Here is a 25,156-nt window from a genome sequence, read left to right as displayed (position 1 = left end):
GACAAATCTTTTGCTAATTTGTGAACTTTTTCTCAAGTTCATTTCAAATATTTTCACTTTTGGTATGTTAGAAACAACAAATCAATTGCATGTGCCACGTTATTTTACAAGGTAAAGGGGGAAGCACATCGATGAAGCAAAAGATGTGGAAATGGGTTTCGTTGCTTCCGTTATCGTTATTGCTGTTGTTAAGCGGGTGCAGCGAAAACATGTTAGTGTTACAGCCAAAAGGGCCTGTAGCGAAAACGCAATACGACTTAATTGTTTGGTCGGTTGGTTTTATGTTGTTCATTATTGTCGTTGTGTTTGTATTGTTTGCGGTCGTTTTGATTCGTTATCGCGAAAAGCCGGAACGTGCCGATTACGAACCGCCTGAAGAAGAAGGGAACACGCTGTTAGAAATCATCTGGACGGTGATTCCGATTATCATTGTTACAGCGTTGGCCATTCCGACGGTGAAAGCGACGTTTGCGCTGGAAAAGCCGGTGAAAAAAGAGGTGAAGCCGCTGACGATCCAAGTGACAGCGGCGAACTGGAAATGGATTTTTAGCTATCCGGAGCAAAACATCGAAACAGTGAACTACGTCAATATTCCGGAAGATGTTCCGGTGAAGTTTCAATTGACATCGGTCGGTCCGATAAACTCGTTTTGGGTACCACAATTAGGCGGACAAAAATATGCGATGGACGGCATGAACACAGAATTGATTCTTCAAGCGGATGAGCCGGGTTCCTATATGGGGCGGAGCGCGAACTTCTCGGGAAAAGAATTCGCCCATATGGAGTTTGAAGTCTTGGCTCAGACGAAAGACGATTTTGCGAAATGGGTAAAAGAGGTGCAGCAGACGGCACCAAAGTTAAGTAAGAAAAAATATGAAACGATTTTGCAGCCGGGGATTGTTGGGCGGATGACGTTTTCGAATACACATCTTGCATGGATCGATCACACAAAACAAAACCGCCATTATATGAACAGCGATGATGGCATTAATCGGTAGGAAGGAGGAATAGGTGAATGAAGTGGAACGAGTTTTTCGTGACAGGGCAGCCTTTGATTTATGCCGCTGACGTATCGATCGTTTTAACGGTGATCGGTATTGTGTTCATTTTGACGTATTTTAAAAAGTGGAAATGGCTTTGGAATGAATGGTTGACGACGGTGGATCATAAAAAAATCGGCGTTATGTACATTATTTCAGCGGTGCTGATGTTATTCCGCGGCGGTGTTGATGCGTTGTTAATGCGGGCGCAATTAACGGCACCGAATATGAAGTTTCTTGACTCTCAACATTATAACGAAATTTTTACGACGCACGGTACGATTATGATTTTATTTATGGCGATGCCGTTTATTATCGGACTCATGAACATTGTCGTGCCGTTGCAAATCGGGGCGCGCGATGTAGCGTATCCGTATTTGAATGCGTTAAGCTTTTGGTTGTTTTTCGTCGGTGCGATGTTGTTTAACATTGCGTTCGTCATTGGCGGTTCTCCGGATGCAGGTTGGACAGCTTATTTCCCGCTTGCCGGGAACGAGTTTAGCCCGGGTGTCGGGAACAACTATTATGCGGTCGCGTTGCAAATTTCCGGTATTGGTACGCTCATGACGGGGATTAACTTTTTAGTGACGATTTTAAAAATGCGCGCGCCGGGAATGACGCTCATGCGCATGCCGATGTTCACATGGACGATTTTGATTACGTGCGTGCTCATCATTTTTGCGTTCCCGGTGTTGACAGTGGCGCTGGCGCTTATGACGTTTGACCGTTTGTTTGATACGCAATTTTTTACGATGGCAAACGGCGGTATGTCGATGCTTTGGGCGAATTTGTTCTGGATTTGGGGACATCCGGAAGTGTATATCGTCATTTTGCCGTCATTCGGTATTTTCTCTGAAATCGTAAGCACGTTTGCCCGCAAGCGTCTATTCGGTTATAAGGCGATGGTGTATTCCATTGTCGGGATTGCCTTTTTAAGCTTTATCGTCTGGGTGCACCATTTCTTTACGATGGGCGCGGGAGCTGCGGTGAACTCGTTTTTCTCGATTACAACGATGGCGATTGCGATTCCGACAGGTGTGAAAATTTTTAACTGGCTGTTTACGCTTCGGAAAGGGAAAATCCGCTTTACGACAGCGATGCTTTGGTCGTTAGCATTTATTCCGAACTTCGTCATCGGCGGGGTTACGGGGGTCATGCTGGCGATGGCAGCGGCGGACTATCAGTATCATAATAGCTATTTCTTAATTGCTCACTTCCATTATGTATTAATCGCAGGTACGGTGTTTGCTTGTTTTGCCGGACTGCATTATTGGTATCCGAAAATGTTCGGCCATCTTTTAAACGAGCGGTTAGGAAAATGGACGTTTTGGTTATTTATGATCGGCTTTAACATTTGCTTCTTCCCGATGTATTTCTTAGGATTGATGGGAATGACGCGACGCATGTACACGTACTCTGCCGGCCTTGGCTGGACGCCGCTAAATGTGGTTGCGACAGTCGGTGCGGTGTTAATGGGGATTGGCTTTATTGTGCTTTGCTATAACATTTATTACAGTGCGCGTTATGGGGAGCGCGACATGACAGGCGACCCGTGGGATGGCCGGACGTTGGAATGGGCGACGTCTTCGCCGGTGGCGCATTATAACTTCGCCGTCATTCCGGAAGTGACGGATTTAGATGCGTATTGGCGCATGAAGAAAGCTGGAAAAGGATTCGAAATTGATGAAGAAAAGTTAAAACCGATTCATATGCCAAGCAATTCCGGCCGCCCGTTCTTGATTTCGATTGCCTTTTTCTTTGCCGGATTTGGTCTTGTGTTCAAATGGTTTACGTTGGCGATCATCGCTGCATTATTTATTGTTCTCGGTTTGATTCTTCGTTCGTTTGATGATGATGACGGTTACTATATTAGCGTCGATGAAATTAAACGTACGGAACGTTTGACGGGAAAGGGGGCGTAGATAATGGCAGAAGCAGCTCATCATTATGATGAAAAGATGCCATTAGAGTATCGAACGGAAGAAAGCCGCCTAAATATTTTAGGGTTTTGGATTTTCCTTGGCGCTGAGGTCGCGTTGTTTGCGACCTTGTTCGCCACGTATCTCGTTCTTTTTCAACGGACGGGTAATGGTCCGACAGCTGAAGAGCTGTTCCAAGTAAAAGGTGTGATGATCGAAACGATTCTTCTTTTGACGAGCAGCTTTACGTGCGGGCTGGCGGTGTTTGAGATGCGCCGCGGCCGGTTAACGGGGCTGTTAACGTGGCTGTTAGTGACGCTTCTTTTAGGAGCGGGGTTTATTACGTTTGAAGTTCGCGAGTTTATTGATTACGTCCATGAAGGGGCAACGATGCAAACGAGCGCGTTTCTTTCGAGTTTCTTTGTGCTTGTCGGGACGCATGGGGCGCACGTCAGCGTTGGCATCGTCTGGATGATCCTTATTATGATTCAGCTTCTTCAGCGAGGCCTTACTCCAAGAACCGCACGGAAAGTGTTTATTGTCAGTTTGTATTGGCATTTTCTTGATGTCGTTTGGATTTTCATCTTTACGCTAGTTTATTTGACAGGGATGGTGATATAAGATGGGGAATCACCATGAAACATTTCCTTGGAAACATATTATCGGGTTTATTTTGTCGCTCGTGTTAACGTTTGTCGCGCTGTGGGTCGCATTGTCTTCAGGACTCGCGACAAAGGTGATCCTTGTCGTGATTGTGACATTGGCGATTGTGCAAGCGGCGCTGCAGTTATTTATGTTCATGCATATGACCGAAAGCGACAGCGGTAAAATTCAGACGATCAATATGGTATACAGCTTTTTTATCGCGGCTGTCGTCGTCGCAGGCTCGATATGGACGATGGCGTTTGTGTTGTAACAGTGTAGCTGGCTTTCCTTTTAGGAAGGTCAGCTATTTATTTTATGGAGAGGAATAATAATGGGATATAATTTTTGGAATTCAAAAGGAAAAATATGAAAGGTTGCGAATTTATTAATAGGGGAGGCATTGATGGTGACAGTAAAAACATAGTCGCCCAAGTCAACTCCCCCCACTTAGCTAACGCTTGAAGTGGGGGTCTCCTCGCCAATGGTGATGAAAGAAAGGAGAAAAAACGATTATGAAAAAACATGTTTTCAGTTTTATAGGGACATTTTTTATATACTACTTGATTATTTCCTTGTTTAATCATGAGTGGAAAAGTAACATTGTGACGGCTTTCATTTTTTCTGTTGTTTTTGAATTGTTTTCTGTCTTATTTGATGTTTGGCAGAATAAACGAAAAGGAAAAAAATGATCGGATGAAGCAAACTTCACTTCCTGTAAGCTGAAAATTAACAACAACTATAAAAAATATCCACCTTTTACGAAATAAGGTGGATGAAAAAATTTCTATAACACTTTCGATAAAAACGATTTGGTCCGTTCGTGTTTTGGGTTGTCGAAAATGTCGCTTGGCGTCCCTTCTTCGACGATGTAGCCGCCGTCCATGAAAATGACGCGGTCGCCGACTTCGCGCGCAAAGCCCATTTCGTGGGTGACAACAACCATCGTCATTCCTTCGTTCGCCAACTGCTTCATAACGGCTAATACTTCCCCGACCATTTCCGGGTCTAAAGCGGAAGTCGGTTCGTCAAACAACATCACTTTCGGTCCCATTGCGAGTGCCCGGGCAATGGCGACACGTTGCGCCTGACCGCCGGATAATGAATCCGGATAGACGTTTGCCTTGTCTTGCAGACCGACTTTTTTCAATAGCTCCATCGCTGTTTCTTTCGCTTTTTCAAGCGGCCACTTGCGTACTTTGACAGGCGCTAACGTAATGTTATCGAGCACGGTCATGTGCGGGAATAAGTTGAATCGTTGGAACACCATGCCGACTTCTTCGCGCACCTTATTAATGTCGGTATTTTTGTCTTTTAAATTAAACCCGTCGATAATAATTTCGCCTTCATCGAAATCTTCAAGCAAGTTTAAGCAGCGTAAAAACGTCGATTTTCCCGAACCGGACGGGCCGATCACAACGACCACTTCGCGTTCTTTAATATGCGCATCAATCCCTTTTAACACTTGCAAATCGCCGAATGATTTTTTTAAATTCGTCACTTTAATCATTGGTTCGAATACTTCCTTTCCAAATAATGTAGTAGTTTACTGAGGGAAAGGGTTAAAATTAAATAAATGAATGAAACCGTTAAATATGGCTCCCATACACGGTAATATTGCCCTTGTGCCGCTTTTCCCCAATACATTAATTCAGGAGCAGCAATGACCACGCCGAGAGAAGAGTCTTTAATTAAGACGATAAACTCGTTCGCAAACGGCGGAATCATCCGTTTTAACGCTTGCGGCAAAATAATGTAGCGCATCGCTTGAGCATGCGTCATTCCGAGTGAACGAGCCGCTTCCATTTGCCCTTTATCAATCGATTGAATGCCCGCACGGAAAATTTCTGCTACATAAGCAGCGGAGTTCAACGATAAAGATACGACAAGCGAAACCGTTGCGCTTGGTTGCGAAAAGAAAAGGGGCATCAAACCAAAGTGGACGAGTAACATTTGCACCAATAAAGGCGTTCCGCGGAAAAAGTTAACATACCATTCAAATGGAAGGCGGATGAGCCGTTTCTTGGACATTTTGCCAAGCCCGATGACGAGCCCAAGAATCGAGCCGACAATAATAGAAATGATAGATACGACAATGGTTAATAGCAAGCCTTGCAGGAAAAACGGGGCGTATTCTTGGATAATATCAAAACGAAAATCCATTCTCCTCACCTTTCTTAATAAAACATCCATGAATAATTGTTACTCTCCACCCAAACATGAAAACAACGCTCATGGATCGTTTATTTTCACAGAAAAATTGCGTAACTAGCGACAGATAGTTACGCAATTTTTACCGATATTGTTATTGCTGTTTGAGTAAGTTATCGACTTTTGGTTCATTTCCGAACCATTTTTTGTAGATTTCTGCATATTTGCCGCTTTCGATTACTTTCTTAATCGCTTCATCGACTTTCGGCTTTAAGTCGCTTCCTTTCGGGAACATAAGCCCGTAAAACTCGGATTCAAAGTTTGCTGGGTCTTCAATCGCTTTTAATTTTTTATCAGGGTTGTTTTTCACATATTCGTTTGCGACTGCGTTGTCTGTTACAACCGCGTCAACGCCGCCGTTTAAAAGGTCCATAATCGCCACAACGGTGTTTTCAAACTTTTTAATGTTTTTGTTTTCTGCTCCAAACAATTTTTCAACTGCTGCTTGTCCGGTTGTCCCGTTTTGCACGCCAACGATTTTTCCTTTTAGATCAAGCGCGTTTTTGATTGGGCTGTTTTCTTTTACAAGAATCATATGAGTCGATTCAAAGTAAGGAACAGAGAAATCGTACGTTTGTTTTCGCTTATCGTTAATGGTAATACCGGAAATCGCTAAATCGATTTCTTTTCCTTCTTGTAAGGCTGCAAATAGCGGATCCCAGCCGATGTTTTTCAATTCATATTCAAGCCCGGCTTCTTCCATGACTGCATCTAAGAAATCGACGTCAAAACCGACAATTTTTCCTTTATCCATATACTCAAACGGCGCAAATGCAGCATCGGTGCCGACAATTACCTTTTTCTTCGCTTCACCGTTTCCAGATGTTTGTTCCGCTGATTTTCCGCCGCATCCTGCTAAAGCGACAAACAGCGCAAGGATGACGGCAAACACCAATCCTTTTTTCATCTGTTTTCTTCCCCCTTTTGTATAAAAAAATAAATGAAATTTTATATTTATCCAGTGTCTGGCGCGACTTTTGGTTTGTGACACTGACTAAGACGATTATCATACTACCAGTCTTTTTTTATTTATTCAATACTTTTTATAAAAATAATTTTTTGTAACATTTAGAAAAACACCCAAAATGTATCTTTAACTAGTATATGTAGTTTCTTTATGAAATATATTATAAATTCTAAAAAGTAAAAAAACAACATAAATATATTTTGTGAAAATAAATTTATCAAAAAAAAAAGAGTTAATGAGCATTTATTTTTTTAGTAAAATTATTTCTAAGTTATGTATTATTGTTTTTAAGTTTTGTTATGATCTAATTAATAAGGTAAAATAGTATATAAAAAACACCGTTCCTATGGCTTAAGGAACGATGTTTTTGACATTAATTAGCTGTAAGTTGATTCCCGAATGCTTCTTCGACCGGAACGTAGTGGTAGCCGAGGTCGCGGGCAACTGCTTCGTATGTGATTTCGCCGGCTGCGACATTGACGCCAAGTTTTAACGCCGGGTTGTCCATAATCGCTTGCTGAACGCCTTTGTTCGCGATTTGCAATGCGTATGGAATCGTGACGTTTGTTAACGCGATCGTCGATGTTCGTGGCACCGCACCCGGCATGTTCGCTACCGCATAATGAACGACACCGTGTTTGACGTATGTCGGGTTGTCGTGCGTCGTGACATGGTCGCTCGTTTCAACGATACCGCCTTGGTCGATCGCGACGTCAACGATGACAGAGCCTGGCTTCATCGCTCTCACCATTTCTTCTGTCACCAATTTTGGCGCTTTTGCCCCTGGGATTAAAACAGCGCCGATGACAAGGTCAGATTCCGCGACCGTTTGGGCGATGTTCATTTGGTTTGACATAAGCGTCGTAATTTGGTTGCCGAAAATATCGTCTAATTCGCGAAGGCGGTCTGCGCTTAAGTCGATAATCGTCACGTCTGCGCCTAAACCGATTGCGACTTTTGCAGCGTTCGTTCCGACGACACCGCCGCCGATGATCGTTACTTTGCCGCGGCTGACGCCTGGAACGCCGCCAAGAAGAATGCCTTTTCCGCCTTTTGGTTTTTCTAAAAATTGCGCGCCGATTTGCGCTGCCATGCGGCCTGCGACTTCGCTCATCGGCGTAAGAAGCGGAAGCGTGCGGCCGACTTGCACCGTTTCATAGGCGATCGCCGTGACGTCTTTTTCTTTTAATGCGCGCGCGAGTTCTGGCTCTGCCGCAAGATGCAAGTAAGTGAATAACACTAATCCCGGGCGGAAATAGCCGTATTCGCTTGCGAGCGGTTCTTTTACTTTCATGACCATATCGGCTTGCTCCCAGACGTCTTGTGCATGATCGATGATTTGTGCGCCAGCGCTTGCATAGTCTTCATTTGTAAAACCGCTTCCGATTCCTGCGTCTTTTTCAATAATGACTGTATGACCTGCTTGAACGAATGACATGACCCCTGCAGGAGTAATTGCCACGCGATTTTCGTTATTTTTAATTTCCTTTGGTACACCGATAATCATCATTTGAGTTCCTCCCTCATATATCCTTATCTGTAGTATACACAGTTTGCCCTACTTTTTATTTGTTAAGAAGAAAAAAAGACATCGCATGATTTTGTGGAAATCCACAAAACTAATGCGATGTTTCATACTTCGCCAGTTTCACATCGATATACAACTTTACTTTTTGGTTCATGTCATGCAAGTCAATTTCGCCGATTTCGGCGATGCGCTTAAGCCGGTAGGCAAGCGTGTTCGGATGAATATTGAGCGCTTTCGCCGTTTCGTTGACGTTGCTGTCGTGGTCGAGAAACGTTTCAATCGTTTTGACTAAAGAAGCATGGTGGCGATTATCATATTGTTTGAGCTTTTCTAACGTTTCATTGTAAAAATCCCCATCCCTTTTTTTTTCAAGAAGCAAATCAAAAAATTGATACATGCCAAGCTCTTGATAGCTTTGAACATTTCCTAAATCGTGGGGAAATGCCCGTTTCATGTTTAAAACCGTTTGCGCTTCTTTATAGCTTTTTTCAATTTTAGTATAGCATTCGTATATACTCCCGAATGCACCATCGGTTATTTCAATGCGAAACCGTTCGTTCATTTGCGCAATAAACGAACGCAAAAACCGTTTAATGTCTGCCTGTGCATTGGCGTTTGATTTTGGGGCGGCAAGCAAAGTCAGGCGGTGATGGTCGATCGTATAAAGCGGGACAGCAAGCTGTTGCGTTGTTTTTAGTAAATAGTCGATTTGTCGTTCAACTTGTGGTTGAATTTCTTGTTTAAAATGAAAAATGACGACGGAAGAGAACGGATAGACGGGAATGTTTAATACGTGGCATTGTTGGATAATATCATTGTGCGATGAAAAATGCCCCGTCAACAATTTCCAAAAAAATTCCTGTATTCGTTCTTCTTTTTTATGTTTGCGAATTTGCAGCTGAAGAAGCAAATTTTTTGCTGCTTTAGCAGCTTGCTTCAGCAGTTCAAATTGTTCCTCTGTCCATGTTTGCTCCATTTCAATCGCCCAAATAAACCCTAATACTTCTTTGTTTTTCCAAATGGAAATGGCGATGCGATTGCCAAGCCCCACTTCCGAAATCATTTCTACGCGAATCGGTTCACGATTGCTCAATAATTTTGGAATGACTCCTTCTCGCCATAGGCTGTTGATGACTTTTTCGGGAACGCGCCGGTTAATAATCGTCGCTGTACGTGCTGGATCGGTATAATGTTCATGAGTGCTGTAAGCGATAAGCCGATGGTTGGCATCTTCGATTGTAATCGGACATTGTAATACTTCACTTACCCGATCTGCGAACTCTTCTAAACTATCAAAATGAGTGGCAAAAGGATTCATCACATCCACTCCGTTTCATCTTCGTTGTTACCTTCCATTTTACCATACAAAAAAATCTGTTTGACAAATGAAAGGGCTTGCTTTAGTCTAGTAATCGAAAGCGGATATACGTGGGATTGTGACTGCACGTTGCAGGCAAGACCTAAAACGGATGAAAGAAGAAGCTCTTTCATGCGTTTTAGGTCTTTTTTTCAAAATTTTTCCTAGTGAGGGGATTTTATCATGTTTAAATGGTTCCGCAAAAAAGCTGAAAAGGAAGCGATCGTTGCTCCGTTGACAGGAAATATCGTTACTCTCGAAAGTGTTCCGGATCCGGTATTTGCACAAAAAATGATGGGAGATGGTGTAGCGATTGAGCCGACAGAAGGAATTGTTGTTGCGCCGATTGATGGAGAGATCGTTCAAGTGTTTCCGACAAAGCATGCGATTGGCCTACGCTCAAAAAAAGGACTGGAAATTTTAATTCACATTGGTCTAGAAACGGTCGGCATGAATGGCGAAGGATTCGAGGTTCATGTTCAAGCTGGAGATTGTGTGAAAGTAGGGGATCGTTTAATAACGTTTGATTTATCACTCGTCCAACAGAAGGCGAAAAGTACAATAACACCTATTATTATTACAAATAGTGATGCGATTGAACATATAGAGAGAGTTGAGGTGGAAACGGTTCAGCGTGGTCAAACGGTTATGATGACAATCGCGACAAAATAAATGTGGTCACGAGTGTCGATTATTTATTATATTTATATAAAAACATAATAGCATGGCAATAAGCCTATGTGGCCAGTTAAAATGGGGGATAAAAGCTATAAATAGACCGATGGTAGGGGTTATCAACAAGCCTGTTACCCGGTTTGCTGAAAAGGATATAATGGTGGTGAAAATTTTGTTCGTTGAGGGGACGAAAAATGATGTTACGAATCCATAAAATTTTAAACAATAATGCGGTTGTTGTATTAGATGAAGGTAAGGAAAAAATCGTAATGGGTCCGGGAATTGCATTTCAAAAGCGAAAAAATGACATCATTCCCCGAACAAAAATTGAAAAAATTTTTGTTATGGAAGAGGAGAACGAAAAGTTTCAAGAACTATTGCGTACGCTTCCTGAAGAACATATTGCCGTTGCTGAAGAAATTATTAGTTATGCCGAAGGGGAACTGCACGCTCCCCTGAATAACCATATTCATATTGCGTTAACGGATCACCTTTCCTTTGCGATTGAGCGCATTCAACAAGGGTACCAAATTCAAAATAAATTGTTGAATGAAATTAAAGTGTTGTACAAAAAAGAGTATCAAATTGGCCTTTGGGCAAAGCAGCTTATTCGTGAGCGACTTGGCGTTGAGATTCCAGATGATGAAGTTGGACATATTGCTTTACACATCCATACAGCCAAAATGGATGCCGCGAGCATGAATAAAACGCTTCAACAAACGACGCTTATTCGTGACATGATCGAACTCATCAAACAACAATTGCATATTGACATCGACGAAGAAAGCATTTCGTATCAACGATTGCTTACGCATTTGCGCTTTGCGCTCAATCGGATTGAAACTGGCGAACTGTTTCATACGATAGACGAGGACATGCTGCGGCTCATTCAAACGAAATATGAAAAAGAGTTTGCTTGTGCCATTAGCATGGCCCGCTACGCAAAAGAGGAATACGGCATTCAATTTCCTGATGCTGAACTTGCATACATTACATTGCATATTCAACGATTAATAAGAAAATCTTGATTTTTTGTATAATGTTTACTTATTATGTATAATGTGCTATTAATGAAAACAAATAGTAAATATTGCGGGATTGTGACTGCACGTTGCAGGCAAGACCTAAAATGTATGAAAGATGTTTATCTCATCTTTTGTACGTTTTAGGTCTTTTTTATATTTTTATAAAAATAAGGATCAGGAGGGAAAAATCATGAGTTACGAGCAAATTGCCAAACAGCTAATTCCGTTGTTAGGCGGAAAAGAAAACATTATCAGTGCGGTTCATTGTGCAACCCGTCTTCGCCTTGTGCTGCACGATGAGAAAAAAGTAGATCAAAAGGGGATTGAAAACGTAGAAGGGGTAAAAGGAGCATTTGCAAGTTCTGGTCAGTATCAAATTATTTTCGGAACAGGTGTTGTCAATAAAGTATACGAGCAGTTTGTAAAAGAAGCTAATTTGCAAAACGTTAGTGCGGATACTCATCAAGAAGCGATAAAACAAAAAATGAATCCAATTGCGCGATTGGCTAAAACATTATCGAATATTTTCGTTCCAATTATTCCTGCAATTGTTGCAAGCGGGTTATTAATGGGATTGCTTGGCATGATGAAAGCGTTCAAATGGGTAGCCCCAGATAGTGCGTGGATCGTTTTATTAGATATGTTTTCAAGTGCAGCGTTTATCATTTTGCCGATTTTGATTGGTTATAGTGCGGCAAAAGAGTTTGGCGGAAATCCATTTTTAGGCGCGGTTATCGGCGGAATTATGACGCATCCGAATTTATTAAATCCATGGGGATTAGCAAATGCAAAACCGGAATATTTACATTTCCTTGGTTTTGATATTGCAATGATTGGTTATCAAGGAACGGTTATTCCTATCCTACTAGCAATATATGTTATGAGCAAGATTGAGAAATCGTTGCGTAAAGTTGTTCCTCATTCGATTGATTTACTTGTTACGCCATTTGTGACGGTTATTTTGACAGGGTTTACAGCGATTTTAGCGATTGGTCCGCTCGGAAATATCGTGGGTAAAGGAATTACGACTACATTAAATTTTGTGTATGAGACAGGCGGTGCACTTGCTGGATTTATTTTTGGCGGGTTATATTCAATGATCGTTATCACAGGTGTTCATCATAGCTTTCACGCCATTGAAGCAGGATTATTAGCTGATATTGGAAAAAATTATTTATTACCGATTTGGTCGATGGCAAATATTGCTCAAGGCGGTGCGGGCTTAGCCGTCTTTTTCAAATCAAAGCGTACAAAAACAAAAGAGATTGCATTGCCAGCAGCCTTTTCAGCATTTTTAGGCATTACCGAGCCGGTCATTTTTGGCATAAACTTAAAATATCGTAAACCATTTATCGCCGCAGCGATCGGAGGAGCTGTTGGCGGTGCATACGTTGTCTTTACAAACGTTGTAGCAAACGCATATGGACTAACAGGTATTCCGATGATTGCAATTGTCGCGCCAATGGGGATGGCAAACTTAATAAACTATTTAATCGGTTTTGCGATTGCTGTGATCACAGCATTTGGCGCAACATGGATGTTAGGATTTAAAGAAGAAGAATAAAATTTTTATTGCCTTCACGAATGAAATAAAAGTTCTTTGCCAGCAGCTTGCAGCAGAAACAAAAGCGCAAGCTACGGGCAAGAGCGCTTCCAATCTTAATCGTCGATTTAATAAGCGAAAGGAGGTTTTATGGCTCGAGAGTTACGAGTATCCGAGCGTTTTTTATGAAATCAGCAATCGAACAACGACAAATCCAGCTGGCTCAAATGGAAATTGAAAAATATCGATCAATTGTCGAAGCTGATCCATATCGGCTTTCGTATCACTTAATGCCGCCTGTTGGATTAATGAACGATCCGAATGGATTTATTCATTGGAACGGCGCATATCATGTGTTTTATCAATGGATGCCGTTTAAAACAGGCCATGGAGCAAAATTTTGGGGACATTATACTTCTTGCGATTTAGTCCATTGGAAGCTTGAGCCCGTTGCATTAGCTCCGAGTGAATGGTTTGATAAAAACGGGTGCTATTCAGGAAGCGCCGTTGATAATCATGGTTTATTAACGCTATTTTATACTGGAAACGTAAAAGATGAAGATGGGAACCGCCATACGTATCAATGTATGGCCGTTTCAGAGAACGGGATCGATTTTGTCAAAAAAGGAGTTGTTGTTACACTTCCCGATGGATATACGGCTCATTTTCGCGATCCGAAAGTGTGGAAAAAAGATGATGATTGGTATATGATTGTTGGTGCTCAAAGTGAGAGCTTAGATGGAAAGGCAGTGCTATTTCGTTCTAAAAATTTGACGCAATGGGAGTATCTTGGTGCAATTGCCGGAGGAAAACAGAAGCAATTAGGGGAGTTTGGCTACATGTGGGAGTGCCCCGATTTATTTGAATTGGATGGACAAGACGTACTGATTGTCTGTCCGCAAGGCTTGCAGGCGAAGGGGATGCATTATCAAAATGTGTATCAAGCCGGTTATTTTGTCGGCCGACTGAATTACGAAACTGCGGAATTTGTTCACGGATCGTTTACTGAGTTAGATCGGGGCTTTGAGTTTTATGCTCCGCAAACGACGCTGGATGCGAAAGGTCGGCGGCTTTTGATTGCGTGGATGGGAGTGCCAGACCAAGATGAGGAGAAACATCCAACCATTCAGCAGCGCTGGATTCACGCATTGACATTGCCGCGCGAGCTTCGGCTTATCGACGGCAAGCTACACCAAGTGCCGGTAGAGGAATTACAAAAGCTGCGAAAAAACGAAATTGCCTATACGAATGTAACTGTAGCGAACGAGGAAATTTCGCTGGAAGGAATAAGCGGTAATGTCATCGAATTGAAATTCGATATCCACCAACTTGAAGGCATGATAGAAATGCAGATTCGCAATAATGCACGGCTCATTTATCACCATGATGAACGCGTTTTGACGCTGGAGAGAAAAAGTTTTGTTAACGGCTTAACGGAAAAAAGGCAATGCCGTTTGGAGCATCTCCTTTCATTGCACATTTTTTTAGATACTTCATCAATAGAAGTATTTGTGAATGGGGGCGAAGAAGTATTTACTGCGCGTCTATTTCCGTATCCAAGCAATCATTCCATCGTCATTGCTGCTAACGGGAAATGTATTTTTGACATTACAAAATGGAACTTGTAACGCTGCACCTGTCATATGTGCGGCGTTTTTTTGATAAAATAAAGAAGAGCGAATGTAAAGTGGGTGATGTATATGAAGTGGCAAACGAGGCAGCAGTTGAAACAGTTACTTTGCCGTTTAGTGGAATATGCAAGCGTAAGCGGGTCGGAAGCAGAAGTTCGTTTGGCAGAGTACATAGCCGACCAGCTGCATACGCTTGATTATTTTCAAACTAACCGTGAACTAGTTCAGCTGCATCCGACGGGGGATGGGCGTTATTTCGTTACAGCACTTGTCAAAAAAGAGGAACAAGTGCGGGATACGATCGTTTTGGTCAGCCATTTTGACGTTGTCGATGTGCAAGATTATGGAGCATGGAAAGAAATCGCGTTTGCGCCGGAAACGTTAACGGAGCGTTTTTATGAACAGAAAGAGCAGCTTCCAGCTGATGTGCAAGCCGATTTACAACACGATGAATGGCTGTTTGGCCGCGGCGTAATGGATATGAAATGCGGGCTTGCCCTCCATATGTCGCTCATTGAGCAAGCGTGCCACGGTCAGTTTAACGGAAATTTGCTGCTATTGACCGTTCCGGATGAAGAAGTGAACTCGGTCGGGATGCGTGCGGCTGTTCCGACGTTAGTTGAAATGGCGAAAAAATATGATTTGGTATATCAGTTGGTGCTTAATTCGGAGCCGATGTTTACGCGCTATCCGGGCGATCAAACGAATTACATCTATACCGGCTCGATCGGCAAAGTGCTGCCGGGCTTTTATTGTTACGGAAAAGAAACGCACGTTGGCGAGCCGCTAGCAGGATTGAATGCGAATTTGATGGTGGCGCAAATCGTGAATGAACTTGAATTAAACACTGATTTTTGCGAAGTATTTGGCGGCGAAGTGAGCCCGCCGCCGACAAATTTATTCCAGACGGACTTAAAAGAGGATTATTCGGTGCAAATTCCGCATCGGGCCGTGACGTTATTTAATTTATTTTTGCAACAAAAATCGCTCGATGATGTCACGGCATCGTTAGTGGAATTGGCAAAACGTGCAGCAGAGCGAATGGAAAAGCGGTATCATGAGCAGGCGGTTCGCTTTGCGCAAATGGAGGGGTCGACACCGAAATGGATTTCGGTGAACGTATGGACGTTTGCCGAGTTGCGACAGAAAGCGGTGGAAATGTTTGGCCGCGAAAAAATTGAACAGCTAGAGAAAAATATCTTTATGAGTGAAAGGGGCAAAGACGAACGGGAGCGGACGATTGAATTCGTCGACCAACTTGGTATTCTTTGCAAAGATTTGGCGCCGATGATCGTATTGTTTTACGCGCCGCCGTATTATCCGGCTGTCAATTCAAGCGATGAGCCGTTTATTCAGCGGCTTGTGTCGAGCTTGCAGCAATATGCTCACGAAAAGCACGGCATTACGCTTGTGCAGCAGCATTATTTTGGCGGCATTTCCGATTTAAGCTATGTCGGGCTGCAACAGCCGCTAGCGTCTTTGCGCGTCTTGGCAGCGAACATGCCGATGTGGAATCAAGGCTATACGTTGCCAATTGAGGCATTAGCGGAATTTAACGTCCCGGTGTTAAACGTCGGCCCCGTCGGCCGTGACGCCCATCAATGGACAGAACGCCTAAACGTGCCGTTTGCCTTTGAAACGGTAAAAGACTGGCTCGTGTATACGATTGAAAAGGTGTTTGTAAAATAAAGGCGCCCTTTTTGTATTACATTTCCTTACCAAACATATCAAAGAACAAGTATGATGAAACTACGATGTTTCTCCACTTTTTTGACAAGGTGCCCCTCTTCTCTCAGTCTGCCGTCGGATGGGGGGCAGTTTTTTTATGGCTTGAAGGACCAAATTCTATCGGTTAAGCAATATAATCTCCCTAGCCTCAACGTCTCTGCTTTCTTTACTTTGACTAATAGTCTGAGGAGTGACAAGAATGACTCTTACAGTTACTTCTCCCGTGAAGTCGTCAACACTTAATTTGTTGCCATTTTCATCACTGAATTTTGTTTGATCTGTGATTTGGACTGTGCAAGGATAACTCATATCTTCTACGTTATTTTTCCCTTTATTTACTGCATTAGAACATTCCACTATAAAATAATTTTCTTCAGTACCATAAAGTATTCCTTCAAAAGACTTTGTTCCTGTACAACCAATCAAGAGTAAACTAACCAAGATTAATAAAATAACAATTCTAATCATTTGAGTTACATTCCTTTGCATGAAAAATAATTTTGTTAAGAGATCGCATTTATCTAAAAAAGACAACACAAAACTAAACCTTCCTCTATTCCCTTTTTATGAAAAAAAAGAGGCGTTTAAAAATGATCGTGAATCCGTGATAAAAACTCGTGCAAAAGGCTGAGAAAGCTCAACAAATCAGCAAATATTGTATATGTTGTACCTCACCTATTAGGTGAGTATACACAAACAAGCCTGAATCTTGATGTGACGGGATTTTTGAGTAATTATGAACATAAGCTGTCACGGATTCAAGATGATTTTATTTTGGGAAACTATGCCATTTCCTGTTTCTTTTCGATCTGATATCCTAGAGCACTTAGATATTTAATCACGCATGTTGATTATCCTATAAAATACATTTAAACCACAAAAGAACAATATTGTAAATGATAATGTTTCCTATCCCATTCTCATAGGTTTGGAACATGAAAAAAGAGAACCTTTCTTGTAGAATGTAAGTGACCAAACCAACAAACCTAGGAAAGAGGTGCTCTCTATGAATAAGCTACCACACTCCCGAATTTGTTGCAAAAAATCGTTTCCGATGAAGAAATTCGCCTGATCGCCGAAGCGGTTGGTTACCACGATATATCCCGTACATTTACGTTACGAACACCCATTGATTTTTTCCTTCTCACCGCTGCTCATGAATGGAAGAGCTTCCGCCATGGAGCCGACGTGGCCTCTCGCGACCAGTTGCCACGATTTTACTACTCGACGGTAGCCAAAAAGGTGAAGGAAGTTCCATACTTGAGTATACCCATTTTTATGGAAAAACAATGTATAATTTTGGATGATCAATAGCCGCGATATTTTTCATTTTAGATGGTGGCGGGAAGAACGACCGTCATGTGTGTTTCTGTGAAAATAATCAATCCATGAACGGTTATTTTCATGCCTAGGTGGTACCCGACAGTCGAAAAATACCGATTACTCTAAAAAGACGAAAACGTTAAAGTTCCAAATTGCATCTATAAGTAAAGTTAGGCTGTCCGTAATTATAATTGCTAGCATAGGAAAGTTGACCTAATGAAATTAGCATTGCATCTAGTTCACTACTATTTACGAGCCTATAGGCATATCCAAAGTATGAACCGCCTTGGCTAAATCTATCACTACTTCTTCCGCAATGACCAGCTGTGACATAGTAAACCCAGTTTCCATAAGAAGCTGAAAATCCACCCGTACACCCCCAACCTGTGTCAATATTGTTAATCCTTAAGCCACCTTCTAATGGCCGTGTATAAGCAGTTCTAGACTCTTCGTAACCACCATCAGATTCAATTACCTCAATATCTGAACCGAATATATTTACAAGTGAATCCCTAGCAGTACTGTCAAATGGATAAATACCGATAATAACCTTATTCCTTTGTATATCAGAATATATAGTAGTAACATGTATACCTTGTTCTTTTAACTCATTCTTTTTCGAGAGTACTGTTGAATGTATCTCATCAAGCTTCTTTTCAGATCTTTGCACTTGTTTAAATTTTATTTTTAAATCATCATTAAAGATTTTCCTAATATCGTTTATCTCTTTGTTCATATATTTTGAATTTTCAGAAAAATTTATTGTCACCACACCTTTTTCTGAATGATGATTTTTGTTAGAAAGGATATCATGTTTTTAGCATCGAAAAAAGATGTTATTCTTAACATGATGGCTATGAGGGCTCCTCCTTTGTTTTTTGTTTGAAACACTGTGATTATACCAATATAATGAGAACATGGAGTGACTTTACACATGTCAAAAAAGGAGGCTTGTCATGAGTCAACAGACGATTTCACGGCGAAAGCTATTAGGCATTGCCGGCCTTGGCTGGATGTTTGATGCGATGGATGTCGGCATGCTGTCGTTTATTATAGCAGCGCTGCAAAAAGAATGGAATTTGACGGTGAAAGAAATGGGCTGGATCGGCAGCATCAACTCGATCGGCATGGCGGTTGGGGCGCTTGTATTTGGGCTGTTAGCCGACCGGATCGGAAGAAAAAATGTTTTTATTCTTACACTTTTATTGTTTTCGGTTGGCAGCGGTCTTTCGGCCTTTACAACGACATTGGCGGCGTTTTTAGTGTTGCGTTTCTTTGTCGGAATGGGATTGGGCGGTGAATTGCCGGTCGCCTCTACATTAGTTTCCGAAAGCGTGCCGGCAAGCGAACGCGGCAAGACGGTCGTTTTGTTAGAAAGCTTTTGGGCATTTGGCTGGCTTTTAGCCGCATTGATTTCGTATTTTGTCATTCCGGCGTACGGATGGGAGATGGCATTAATATTAGGAGCGATTCCGGCGTTTTATGCAGTTTATTTGCGCTGGAATTTGCCGGACTCCCCGCGATTTGTCGGCGTGAAAAAGGAAGACACCATTTTTTTAAATATTATGAAAGTATGGTCTTTGGAGTACCGGCGAGAAACGATCATGCTTTGGGTGCTTTGGTTTTGCGTCGTATTTTCCTATTACGGCATGTTTTTATGGCTGCCGAGCGTCATGGTAATGAAAGGATTCAGCTTAATTAAAAGTTTTCAGTATGTGCTCATTATGACGCTTGCACAGCTGCCGGGGTACTTCAGTGCAGCATGGTTCATTGAACGCGCCGGCAGAAAATTTGTCCTTATTGCGTATTTAATCGGTACGGCGGTAAGTGCATACTTTTTTGGAAATGCGGAATCATTAACATGGTTAATGTTGTTTGGCATTTTATTATCATTCTTTAACCTTGGAGCATGGGGAGCGCTGTACGCCTATACTCCGGAGCAATATCCGACATCGATTCGCGGCACAGGAGCAGGAATGGCCGCTTCATTCGGACGGATCGGCGGCATTCTCGGTCCGCTTTTAGTCGGCTATCTTGCAGCGCAAAAAACAGAAGTCACGACGATTTTTGCGATTTTTTGCATGGCCATTTTCGTCGGCGTATTAGCGGTTTGGACATTGGGCAAAGAAACAAAGCAGCAAGAATTGGCATAACAATTGACAAAAAAGGGAAGGAGCGATACGTTTAATATTATTGCTTCTTCTCTTTTATTTTTGAAAAAGAGGTTGGATCCGATGTCGAAATTATTTACTTATTTTTCGCTTGTGATGGTGATGATTATTTGGGGAGCAAACGTGGTGGCCATTAAACTATTAGTAAATGCTTTTACGCCGATCACCATTACAGCGTTGCGTCTTTTCGCCGCTTCGTTGACGGTATTTTTTATGCTGGCCGTGATGCGACAAAGCCAACGAATGACTGTGCAACAAATCGCGATGATCTTTATGGTCGGATTATGTAATGTCGTCGGCCATCATTATTTTTTAGCGACCGGCTTAACGAAGACGACAGCGTCGAATGCTGGCATTATTTTAGGCATGGCGCCATTAGTGACGGCTCTATTTGCGGTTGTTTTTTTGCGCGACCGGCTGCGGCCGGCGAAAGTGCTTGGCATCCTTTTAGGTTTTACAGGAGTCGTGTTTATCGTAACGCACAGCTCGGCGAAAATCGGTGCCGTTTCTTTCGGGGATCTTTATATTTTTTTCGCCGTGTTAGTACAGGCGATCAGCTTTATTTTTATTAAAAAGCTGGCGCAAACGATGAATGTCATCGCGTTAACAGCTTGGATGCTGTTGCTGGGGTCGTTCGTTTTATTTGCCATCGGCTTGTTGACCGAGCGGGACGGAATCGGGCGATTAACGGAAGGAAACGTGCCGATATGGCTCGTTTTTCTTGCCTCGGCGATTTTCGCAAGCGGGCTAGGGCAAATGGTTTACAACCGCGCGATTCAACGCCTCGGCGCTTCCGAAGCGGCCGTTTTTATTAATTTGTCGCCGTTTTTTTCGTTAGTTGCTTCCGCTCTGTTTTTAGGAGAAACAATTCATTTCGTGCAATGGTTCGGCTTTTTCTTTATCGTCGTTGGCGTGTTGCTTGCTTCCGGAGCATTGGAAGAAATGGTTCTTTCCTCTTTGCGAAGAAAAATGATCGGGTTAAGGCGGTGAGTGTAGATGGATCCATTCGTTTCGGTCGTGATTCCGACGTACAATCGGCCATATTTGCTGGCAGAATTGCTGGAGGCATTAAGCCGGCAAACGTATCGTCGCTTTGAAACAGTCATTGTCAATGACGGGGGAGAGCGCGTCGATGAAATTGTCGCGTTGTATCCGGAATTACGCATTCATCTCATTCATCGCGACGAAAACGTCGGCCATGTTGAGGCGCGAAACATTGGTGTGAAAGCGGCACAAGGCGAGCTGATTATGCTTTGCGATGATGACGATTTATTACTTCCTTGTCATATCGAACGGATGGTGGCAGAGATTTCTAATGCGGACTTTGTGTACTCAGATGTCGAGATTTTTCATTATCGCGTCGACAACGGGCAGCGCATACCGACCGAGCGGTTTTTATTTGCGTACGAATACGACCAAGAAGAAATGCGAAAATTTTCGACGTATGTGCCGTCAGGAAGTTTATATCGGAAACATATTCATACATCGCTTGGCTATTTTGATCCATATGTCTACAACTATTGGGATTGGGACTTCTTTTTGCGCGTGTCGAAGAAGTTCCGCGTCAAACGTGTCGCCGCCGCAAGCGTCTTGTACGCCTTTTCGAATGAAGGGGATCATTTGTCGCGACAGATGAGCGACAAGCGGCAAATGTACTTAGACCGGTTAAGCGAGAAGCATGGCCTCGGAAAACTCCCGACGAAAAATTTTTGGCTGTTGCTTAAGGAGCCGGAAGTGGCGAAACGAAAAGCGCAAAGCGAAGTTATTTGGGACGGAACGCCGATCGTGTCGCGACTGAAGCACAGATTGTAAAAAATTGATTGTGGCATTGACGAGCGTTTTTTTGTTTTGTTATGATAAATAGCAAAATACGATATTGTAACGATGATGGATGAATAGTAGTTGTCCCTCTCTTCGATAGCGAGCCGGGGATGGTGGAAGCCCGGTGAAGACGGCCAATGAAACGGCAATCCGGAGTTGCGCGCATGAAAAGTGGATGCACTTTGCATCAACTAGGGTGGAACCGCGGGAGTCACGCTCTCGTCCCTAGGCGAAAGGCCTAAGGATGAGAGCGTTTTTGTTTGAAAATGATAAAAGGAGGAAGGAAATATGTCAGCAACAATGGAACAAATTGTGGCACACGCGAAACATCGTGGCTTTGTTTTTCCGGGTTCAGAAATTTACGGAGGCTTGGCAAACACGTGGGATTACGGCCCGCTTGGGACAGAATTAAAAAATAACATTAAGCGCGCTTGGTGGAAAAAATTCGTGCAAGAATCGCCGTACAACGTCGGCTTAGATGCGGCGATTTTAATGAATCCGAAAACGTGGGAAGCATCGGGTCATTTAGGCAACTTTAACGATCCGATGATCGACTGTAAACAATGTAAAGCGCGCCACCGCGCCGATAAATTAATTGAAAACGCCTTAGAAGCAAAAGGAATTGAAATCGTTGTGGACGGACTTCCGTTTGAAAAGATGGAAGAGCTTATCAAAGAGCACAACATCACATGTCCAGATTGCGGCAGCCAAGATTTCACAAACATCCGCCAATTTAATTTAATGTTTAAAACGTTTCAAGGTGTAACCGAGTCAAGCGCCAACGAAATTTACCTTCGTCCGGAAACGGCGCAAGGAATTTTCGTCAACTTTAAAAATGTGCAGCGGACGATGCGCAAAAAACTTCCGTTTGGTATTGCGCAAATCGGAAAAAGCTTTCGCAATGAAATTACGCCGGGCAACTTTACATTCCGCACGCGCGAATTTGAGCAAATGGAACTTGAGTTTTTCTGCAAACCAGGCGAAGAATTGAAATGGTTTGATTATTGGAAACAATTTTGCGAACAATGGCTGTTGTCATTAGGCATGAAGAAAGACAACATTCGCCTTCGCGATCATTCGAAAGAAGAGTTGTCACACTACAGCAATGCGACAACAGACATCGAATACAAATTCCCGTTCGGCTGGGGCGAACTATGGGGCATTGCCTCCCGTACCGATTATGACTTAAAACAACATATGGAACATTCAGGTGAAGATTTTCAATATATTGACCAAGAAACGAACGAGCGCTATATTCCTTACTGCATCGAGCCGTCGCTTGGTGCAGACCGCGTGACGCTCGCATTTATGGTCGATGCATACGAGGAAGAGCCGCTTGAAGATGGAACGACGCGGACGGTCATGCGCTTGCATCCGGCGCTTGCGCCATACAAAGCGGCCGTATTCCCGCTATCGAAAAAATTGTCCGAAGGTGCGCGCCAAATTTTTGAAGATTTATCGAAATATTTTATGGTTGATTACGATGAATCCGGCTCGATCGGCAAACGCTATCGCCGCCAAGACGAGATCGGGACACCGTTCTGTATTACGTACGATTTTGATTCCGAACAAGACGGCATGGTAACCGTGCGCGACCGCGACACGATGGAACAGACGCGCATCCCAATTTCCGATTTGAAACGCTTTTTAGAAGAAAAAATTCAAATTTAACCTAAAGTAGGCTATCCTATAAACAGGATAGCCTTTGTGCTAGAGGAGTGAAAAGGATGAGTGTGTTAAAAAATGATTGGGCTCCTTTGTTGCAAGAAGAATTTACAAAGCCATACTACGTGAAGCTGCGAGAATTTTTAAAAGAGGAATACCGGACAAGAACGATTTATCCTGATATGTACGATATTTTTAATGCGCTTCATTATACTCCTTATGAACAAGTGAAAGTCGTCATTTTAGGACAAGACCCGTACCATGGGCCAAATCAGGCGCACGGCTTGAGTTTTTCCGTAAAGCCCGGTGTTCCGCTGCCGCCTTCACTGCTTAATATTTTCAAAGAACTTCATGACGATCTAGGGTGCTATATCCCGAACAATGGCTATTTAGTGAAATGGGCGAAGCAAGGCGTCCTTTTGTTGAATACGGTTTTAACAGTAAGGCGCGGAGAAGCGAATTCCCATAAAGGAAAAGGATGGGAATTTTTTACCGATCGCGTCATTGAACTCGTGAATGCCAAACAAGAACGAGTTGTCTTTATTTTATGGGGGCGGCATGCGCAAGCGAAAAAAGAGCTCATTACGAATCCCGCTCATTACGTCATCGAAGCGCCCCATCCGAGCCCATTTTCCGCGGCGCGCGGCTTTTTTGGCAGCCGGCCGTTTTCAAAAACGAATGCGTTTCTGAAAAAAGTAGGGAGAGAACCAATTGATTGGCAAATCGAAAACATTTGAGCAGCGAGTGAACTGTTATCGCTGCCAGCATTTTTACGTCACGTGGGATCGGCAATTTCCGAGGGGCTGCCGCGCGTTTGGTTTTAAAAGCGCTGCGCTGCCTTCCGTTGTCGTCAAGCAATCTTCCGGGGCGCCTTGCATGAAATTTTTGGAGAAATGAACATAAGGGGATTTTTCAATGCGTTCATCGAAATCCGTTTTAATATCCATTTTGGCGATGTTGTTGGCGATCGGGGCAGGTACGATTGGGTTTAGCATTTCTGAAAAGCTTCCTTTTTTTGAGGCATTATGGCTTACCGTCGTGACGATTTTGACCGTCGGGTATGGCGATACGGTGCCGCAAACGTTTTATGGAAAGCTGTTTGCGCTTCTCATCATCCCGATTGGAGTTAGCATCGTCACATATGCGACAGGGGCAGTGGCCTCGATGATGATGGAAGGCGAATTTTCGAAAACGGTGCGGAGGAGAAAAATGCGAAAAAAAATTGATTCGCTATCCAATCATATTATCGTTTGCGGATTTGGCCGCGTCGGGGAACAAGTGGTGCGCGAATTATTAAAAAACGGGACACGTGTCGTCGTTGTGGAGAAAAACGTGGAGCGGCTCGAAGAAATGAATGACCCCATTCTTTATATTGAAGGGGATGCGACGGAAGATGGGGTGCTATTGGCAGCGGGGATCGAACGAGCCGCAGGGTTAGTGGCCGCCTTGCCTGCGGATACGGATAATGTGTTTATTTCGCTGACGGCGAAAGGACTGAATCGCGACATTCAAATTGTCGCTCGAGCCGAGCGGCCGGAAACAGAAGAAAAGCTTCGGCGCGCGGGGGCGGATAAAGTGATCAATCCTTCATTTTTAAGCGGCCGCCGCATGGCGATGACGATTTTAAAGCCGGTCAGTATCGATTATGTTGATACGATTTTCCATGATTATGACGAAGAGTTCGCCTTAGAAGAAATTAAAATCGCTGCCCATTCCCCGCTTGTCAATCGGCTATTGCGAGAAAGCGAAATTCGCACTCGCTACGGCGTGACAGTCTTCGCGATTCAGCGCGGCAACGCCATCATTAGCAATCCGTCGTCAGAAGAGGTGCTTCATGCCGGAGATTTAGTGATCGTATTTGGGAAAAAAGAACAACTTGATCGCTTTGAAGAAATAGCAAAATAAAAACA

The 25,156-nt window shown here is 43.1% G+C and carries 23 protein-coding genes and 2 pseudogenes; 17 read left to right on the top strand and 8 right to left on the bottom strand.

Going from position 1 to position 25,156, the window contains the following annotated elements; all coding sequences use genetic code 11:
- Window positions 1-131: 131 nt before the first annotated feature.
- From qoxA to qoxD, 4 genes are read left to right on the top strand one after another with little or no spacing between them, the layout of a single operon-like run.
- Window positions 132-998, top strand: coding sequence for a cytochrome aa3 quinol oxidase subunit II (gene qoxA / locus HNQ34_RS05710; RefSeq protein WP_183252489.1), 867 nt, complete (start codon window positions 132-134; stop codon window positions 996-998).
- Between the two features lie 17 nt (window positions 999-1,015).
- The gene (qoxB, locus tag HNQ34_RS05705; protein WP_183252487.1) at window positions 1,016-2,962 is read left to right on the top strand and encodes a cytochrome aa3 quinol oxidase subunit I; all 1,947 of its coding nucleotides are present in this window, start codon (window positions 1,016-1,018) and stop codon (window positions 2,960-2,962) included.
- A 3-nt stretch (window positions 2,963-2,965) separates the two neighbouring features.
- Window positions 2,966-3,580, top strand: coding sequence for a cytochrome aa3 quinol oxidase subunit III (qoxC, locus tag HNQ34_RS05700; RefSeq protein ID WP_183252486.1), 615 nt, complete (start codon window positions 2,966-2,968; stop codon window positions 3,578-3,580).
- A gap of 1 nt (window position 3,581) precedes the next feature.
- A complete protein-coding gene (gene qoxD / locus HNQ34_RS05695; RefSeq protein ID WP_183252484.1) occupies window positions 3,582-3,875 on the top strand; it encodes a cytochrome aa3 quinol oxidase subunit IV in 294 nt (97 codons plus the stop codon).
- A gap of 513 nt (window positions 3,876-4,388) precedes the next feature.
- On the opposite strand, the gene HNQ34_RS05690 is transcribed toward qoxD, so the two are convergent.
- The 6 genes from HNQ34_RS05690 to HNQ34_RS05665 all read right to left on the bottom strand — a co-directional run bounded on the left by HNQ34_RS05690 (window position 4,389) and on the right by HNQ34_RS05665 (window position 9,798).
- Complete coding sequence (locus HNQ34_RS05690) at window positions 4,389-5,111, bottom strand: amino acid ABC transporter ATP-binding protein (RefSeq protein WP_183252482.1); 723 nt, start codon at window positions 5,109-5,111, stop codon at window positions 4,389-4,391.
- Entirely contained in the window at window positions 5,108-5,764 is a 657-nt protein-coding gene (locus HNQ34_RS05685) for an amino acid ABC transporter permease (protein ID WP_183252480.1), read from the bottom strand. The genes HNQ34_RS05690 and HNQ34_RS05685 overlap by 4 nt, the downstream gene beginning before the upstream one ends.
- A gap of 142 nt (window positions 5,765-5,906) precedes the next feature.
- Complete coding sequence (locus tag HNQ34_RS05680) at window positions 5,907-6,719, bottom strand: basic amino acid ABC transporter substrate-binding protein (protein ID WP_183252478.1); 813 nt, start codon at window positions 6,717-6,719, stop codon at window positions 5,907-5,909.
- A 433-nt stretch (window positions 6,720-7,152) separates the two neighbouring features.
- Window positions 7,153-8,286 carry an alanine dehydrogenase gene (gene ald, locus HNQ34_RS05675; protein ID WP_183252603.1) on the bottom strand — a complete coding sequence of 378 codons (1,134 nt, stop codon included), beginning with the start codon at window positions 8,284-8,286 and terminating at the stop codon, window positions 7,153-7,155.
- A gap of 112 nt (window positions 8,287-8,398) precedes the next feature.
- Window positions 8,399-9,625, bottom strand: a complete 1,227-nt coding sequence (locus tag HNQ34_RS05670; RefSeq protein ID WP_183252476.1) for a PucR family transcriptional regulator — start codon at window positions 9,623-9,625, stop codon at window positions 8,399-8,401.
- A complete protein-coding gene (locus tag HNQ34_RS05665) occupies window positions 9,625-9,798 on the bottom strand; it encodes a hypothetical protein (RefSeq protein WP_183252474.1) in 174 nt (57 codons plus the stop codon). The genes HNQ34_RS05670 and HNQ34_RS05665 overlap by 1 nt, the downstream gene beginning before the upstream one ends.
- Before the next feature lie 49 nt (window positions 9,799-9,847).
- Between HNQ34_RS05665 and HNQ34_RS05660 the strand changes: the two genes are divergently transcribed.
- The 5 genes from HNQ34_RS05660 (at window position 9,848) to HNQ34_RS05640 (ending at window position 16,227) form a co-directional block, all read left to right on the top strand.
- Complete coding sequence (locus HNQ34_RS05660) at window positions 9,848-10,336, top strand: PTS sugar transporter subunit IIA (protein ID WP_183252472.1); 489 nt, start codon at window positions 9,848-9,850, stop codon at window positions 10,334-10,336.
- 197 nt (window positions 10,337-10,533) lie between these two features.
- Window positions 10,534-11,367: a PRD domain-containing protein gene (locus HNQ34_RS05655; RefSeq protein WP_183252470.1), complete on the top strand. Its 834-nt coding sequence runs from the start codon at window positions 10,534-10,536 to the stop codon at window positions 11,365-11,367.
- Between the two features lie 187 nt (window positions 11,368-11,554).
- The gene (locus HNQ34_RS05650) at window positions 11,555-12,928 is read left to right on the top strand and encodes a sucrose-specific PTS transporter subunit IIBC (RefSeq protein WP_183252468.1); all 1,374 of its coding nucleotides are present in this window, start codon (window positions 11,555-11,557) and stop codon (window positions 12,926-12,928) included.
- A 164-nt stretch (window positions 12,929-13,092) separates the two neighbouring features.
- The gene (locus HNQ34_RS05645; RefSeq protein ID WP_183252466.1) at window positions 13,093-14,535 is read left to right on the top strand and encodes a sucrose-6-phosphate hydrolase; all 1,443 of its coding nucleotides are present in this window, start codon (window positions 13,093-13,095) and stop codon (window positions 14,533-14,535) included.
- A 72-nt stretch (window positions 14,536-14,607) separates the two neighbouring features.
- Window positions 14,608-16,227 (top strand): M20/M25/M40 family metallo-hydrolase, encoded by a 1,620-nt coding sequence (locus HNQ34_RS05640; protein WP_183252463.1) that lies wholly within the window; start codon window positions 14,608-14,610, stop codon window positions 16,225-16,227.
- 156 nt (window positions 16,228-16,383) lie between these two features.
- Here HNQ34_RS05640 and HNQ34_RS05635 read toward each other — a convergent pair whose 3' ends face one another.
- Window positions 16,384-16,734 carry a hypothetical protein gene (locus HNQ34_RS05635; RefSeq protein ID WP_183252461.1) on the bottom strand — a complete coding sequence of 117 codons (351 nt, stop codon included), beginning with the start codon at window positions 16,732-16,734 and terminating at the stop codon, window positions 16,384-16,386.
- 564 nt (window positions 16,735-17,298) lie between these two features.
- Here HNQ34_RS05635 and HNQ34_RS05630 point away from each other — a divergent pair.
- Window positions 17,299-17,526, top strand: a pseudogene (locus HNQ34_RS05630) (IS4 family transposase); the annotation flags it as partial.
- 202 nt (window positions 17,527-17,728) lie between these two features.
- On the opposite strand, the gene HNQ34_RS05625 reads toward HNQ34_RS05630, so the two are convergent.
- On the bottom strand, window positions 17,729-18,358 hold the full coding sequence (locus HNQ34_RS05625; RefSeq protein WP_183252459.1) for a chymotrypsin family serine protease: 630 nt from the start codon (window positions 18,356-18,358) through the stop codon (window positions 17,729-17,731).
- Between the two features lie 187 nt (window positions 18,359-18,545).
- Between HNQ34_RS05625 and HNQ34_RS05620 the strand changes: the two genes are divergently transcribed.
- The 7 genes and pseudogenes from HNQ34_RS05620 to HNQ34_RS05595 all read left to right on the top strand — a co-directional run bounded on the left by HNQ34_RS05620 (window position 18,546) and on the right by HNQ34_RS05595 (window position 25,151).
- A complete protein-coding gene (locus HNQ34_RS05620) occupies window positions 18,546-19,742 on the top strand; it encodes an MFS transporter (protein ID WP_183252457.1) in 1,197 nt (398 codons plus the stop codon).
- Between the two features lie 81 nt (window positions 19,743-19,823).
- Window positions 19,824-20,750, top strand: a complete 927-nt coding sequence (locus HNQ34_RS05615; protein WP_183252455.1) for a DMT family transporter — start codon at window positions 19,824-19,826, stop codon at window positions 20,748-20,750.
- A gap of 6 nt (window positions 20,751-20,756) precedes the next feature.
- The gene (locus HNQ34_RS05610) at window positions 20,757-21,572 is read left to right on the top strand and encodes a glycosyltransferase family 2 protein (RefSeq protein WP_183252453.1); all 816 of its coding nucleotides are present in this window, start codon (window positions 20,757-20,759) and stop codon (window positions 21,570-21,572) included.
- A gap of 297 nt (window positions 21,573-21,869) precedes the next feature.
- A complete protein-coding gene (locus HNQ34_RS05605) occupies window positions 21,870-23,252 on the top strand; it encodes a glycine--tRNA ligase (RefSeq protein ID WP_183252451.1) in 1,383 nt (460 codons plus the stop codon).
- A 56-nt stretch (window positions 23,253-23,308) separates the two neighbouring features.
- Window positions 23,309-23,983 (top strand): uracil-DNA glycosylase, encoded by a 675-nt coding sequence (locus HNQ34_RS05600; RefSeq protein ID WP_183252449.1) that lies wholly within the window; start codon window positions 23,309-23,311, stop codon window positions 23,981-23,983.
- A pseudogene (locus HNQ34_RS17440) lies at window positions 23,958-24,186 on the top strand (uracil-DNA glycosylase). Before HNQ34_RS05600 ends, HNQ34_RS17440 begins: the two are co-directional and overlap by 26 nt.
- Window positions 24,162-25,151, top strand: coding sequence for a potassium channel family protein (locus tag HNQ34_RS05595; RefSeq protein ID WP_183252447.1), 990 nt, complete (start codon window positions 24,162-24,164; stop codon window positions 25,149-25,151). The pseudogene HNQ34_RS17440 and the gene HNQ34_RS05595 overlap by 25 nt, the downstream one beginning before the upstream one ends.
- Window positions 25,152-25,156 lie beyond the last annotated feature (5 nt).

Origin of the sequence: Anoxybacteroides tepidamans, assembly GCF_014201465.1 — a bacterium.
GTDB classification, from domain to species: domain Bacteria; phylum Bacillota; class Bacilli; order Bacillales; family Anoxybacillaceae; genus Anoxybacteroides; species Anoxybacteroides tepidamans.
The sequence above is the reverse complement of the archived record's forward strand: the minus strand, read 5'-3'. Positions and strand labels throughout refer to the sequence as shown.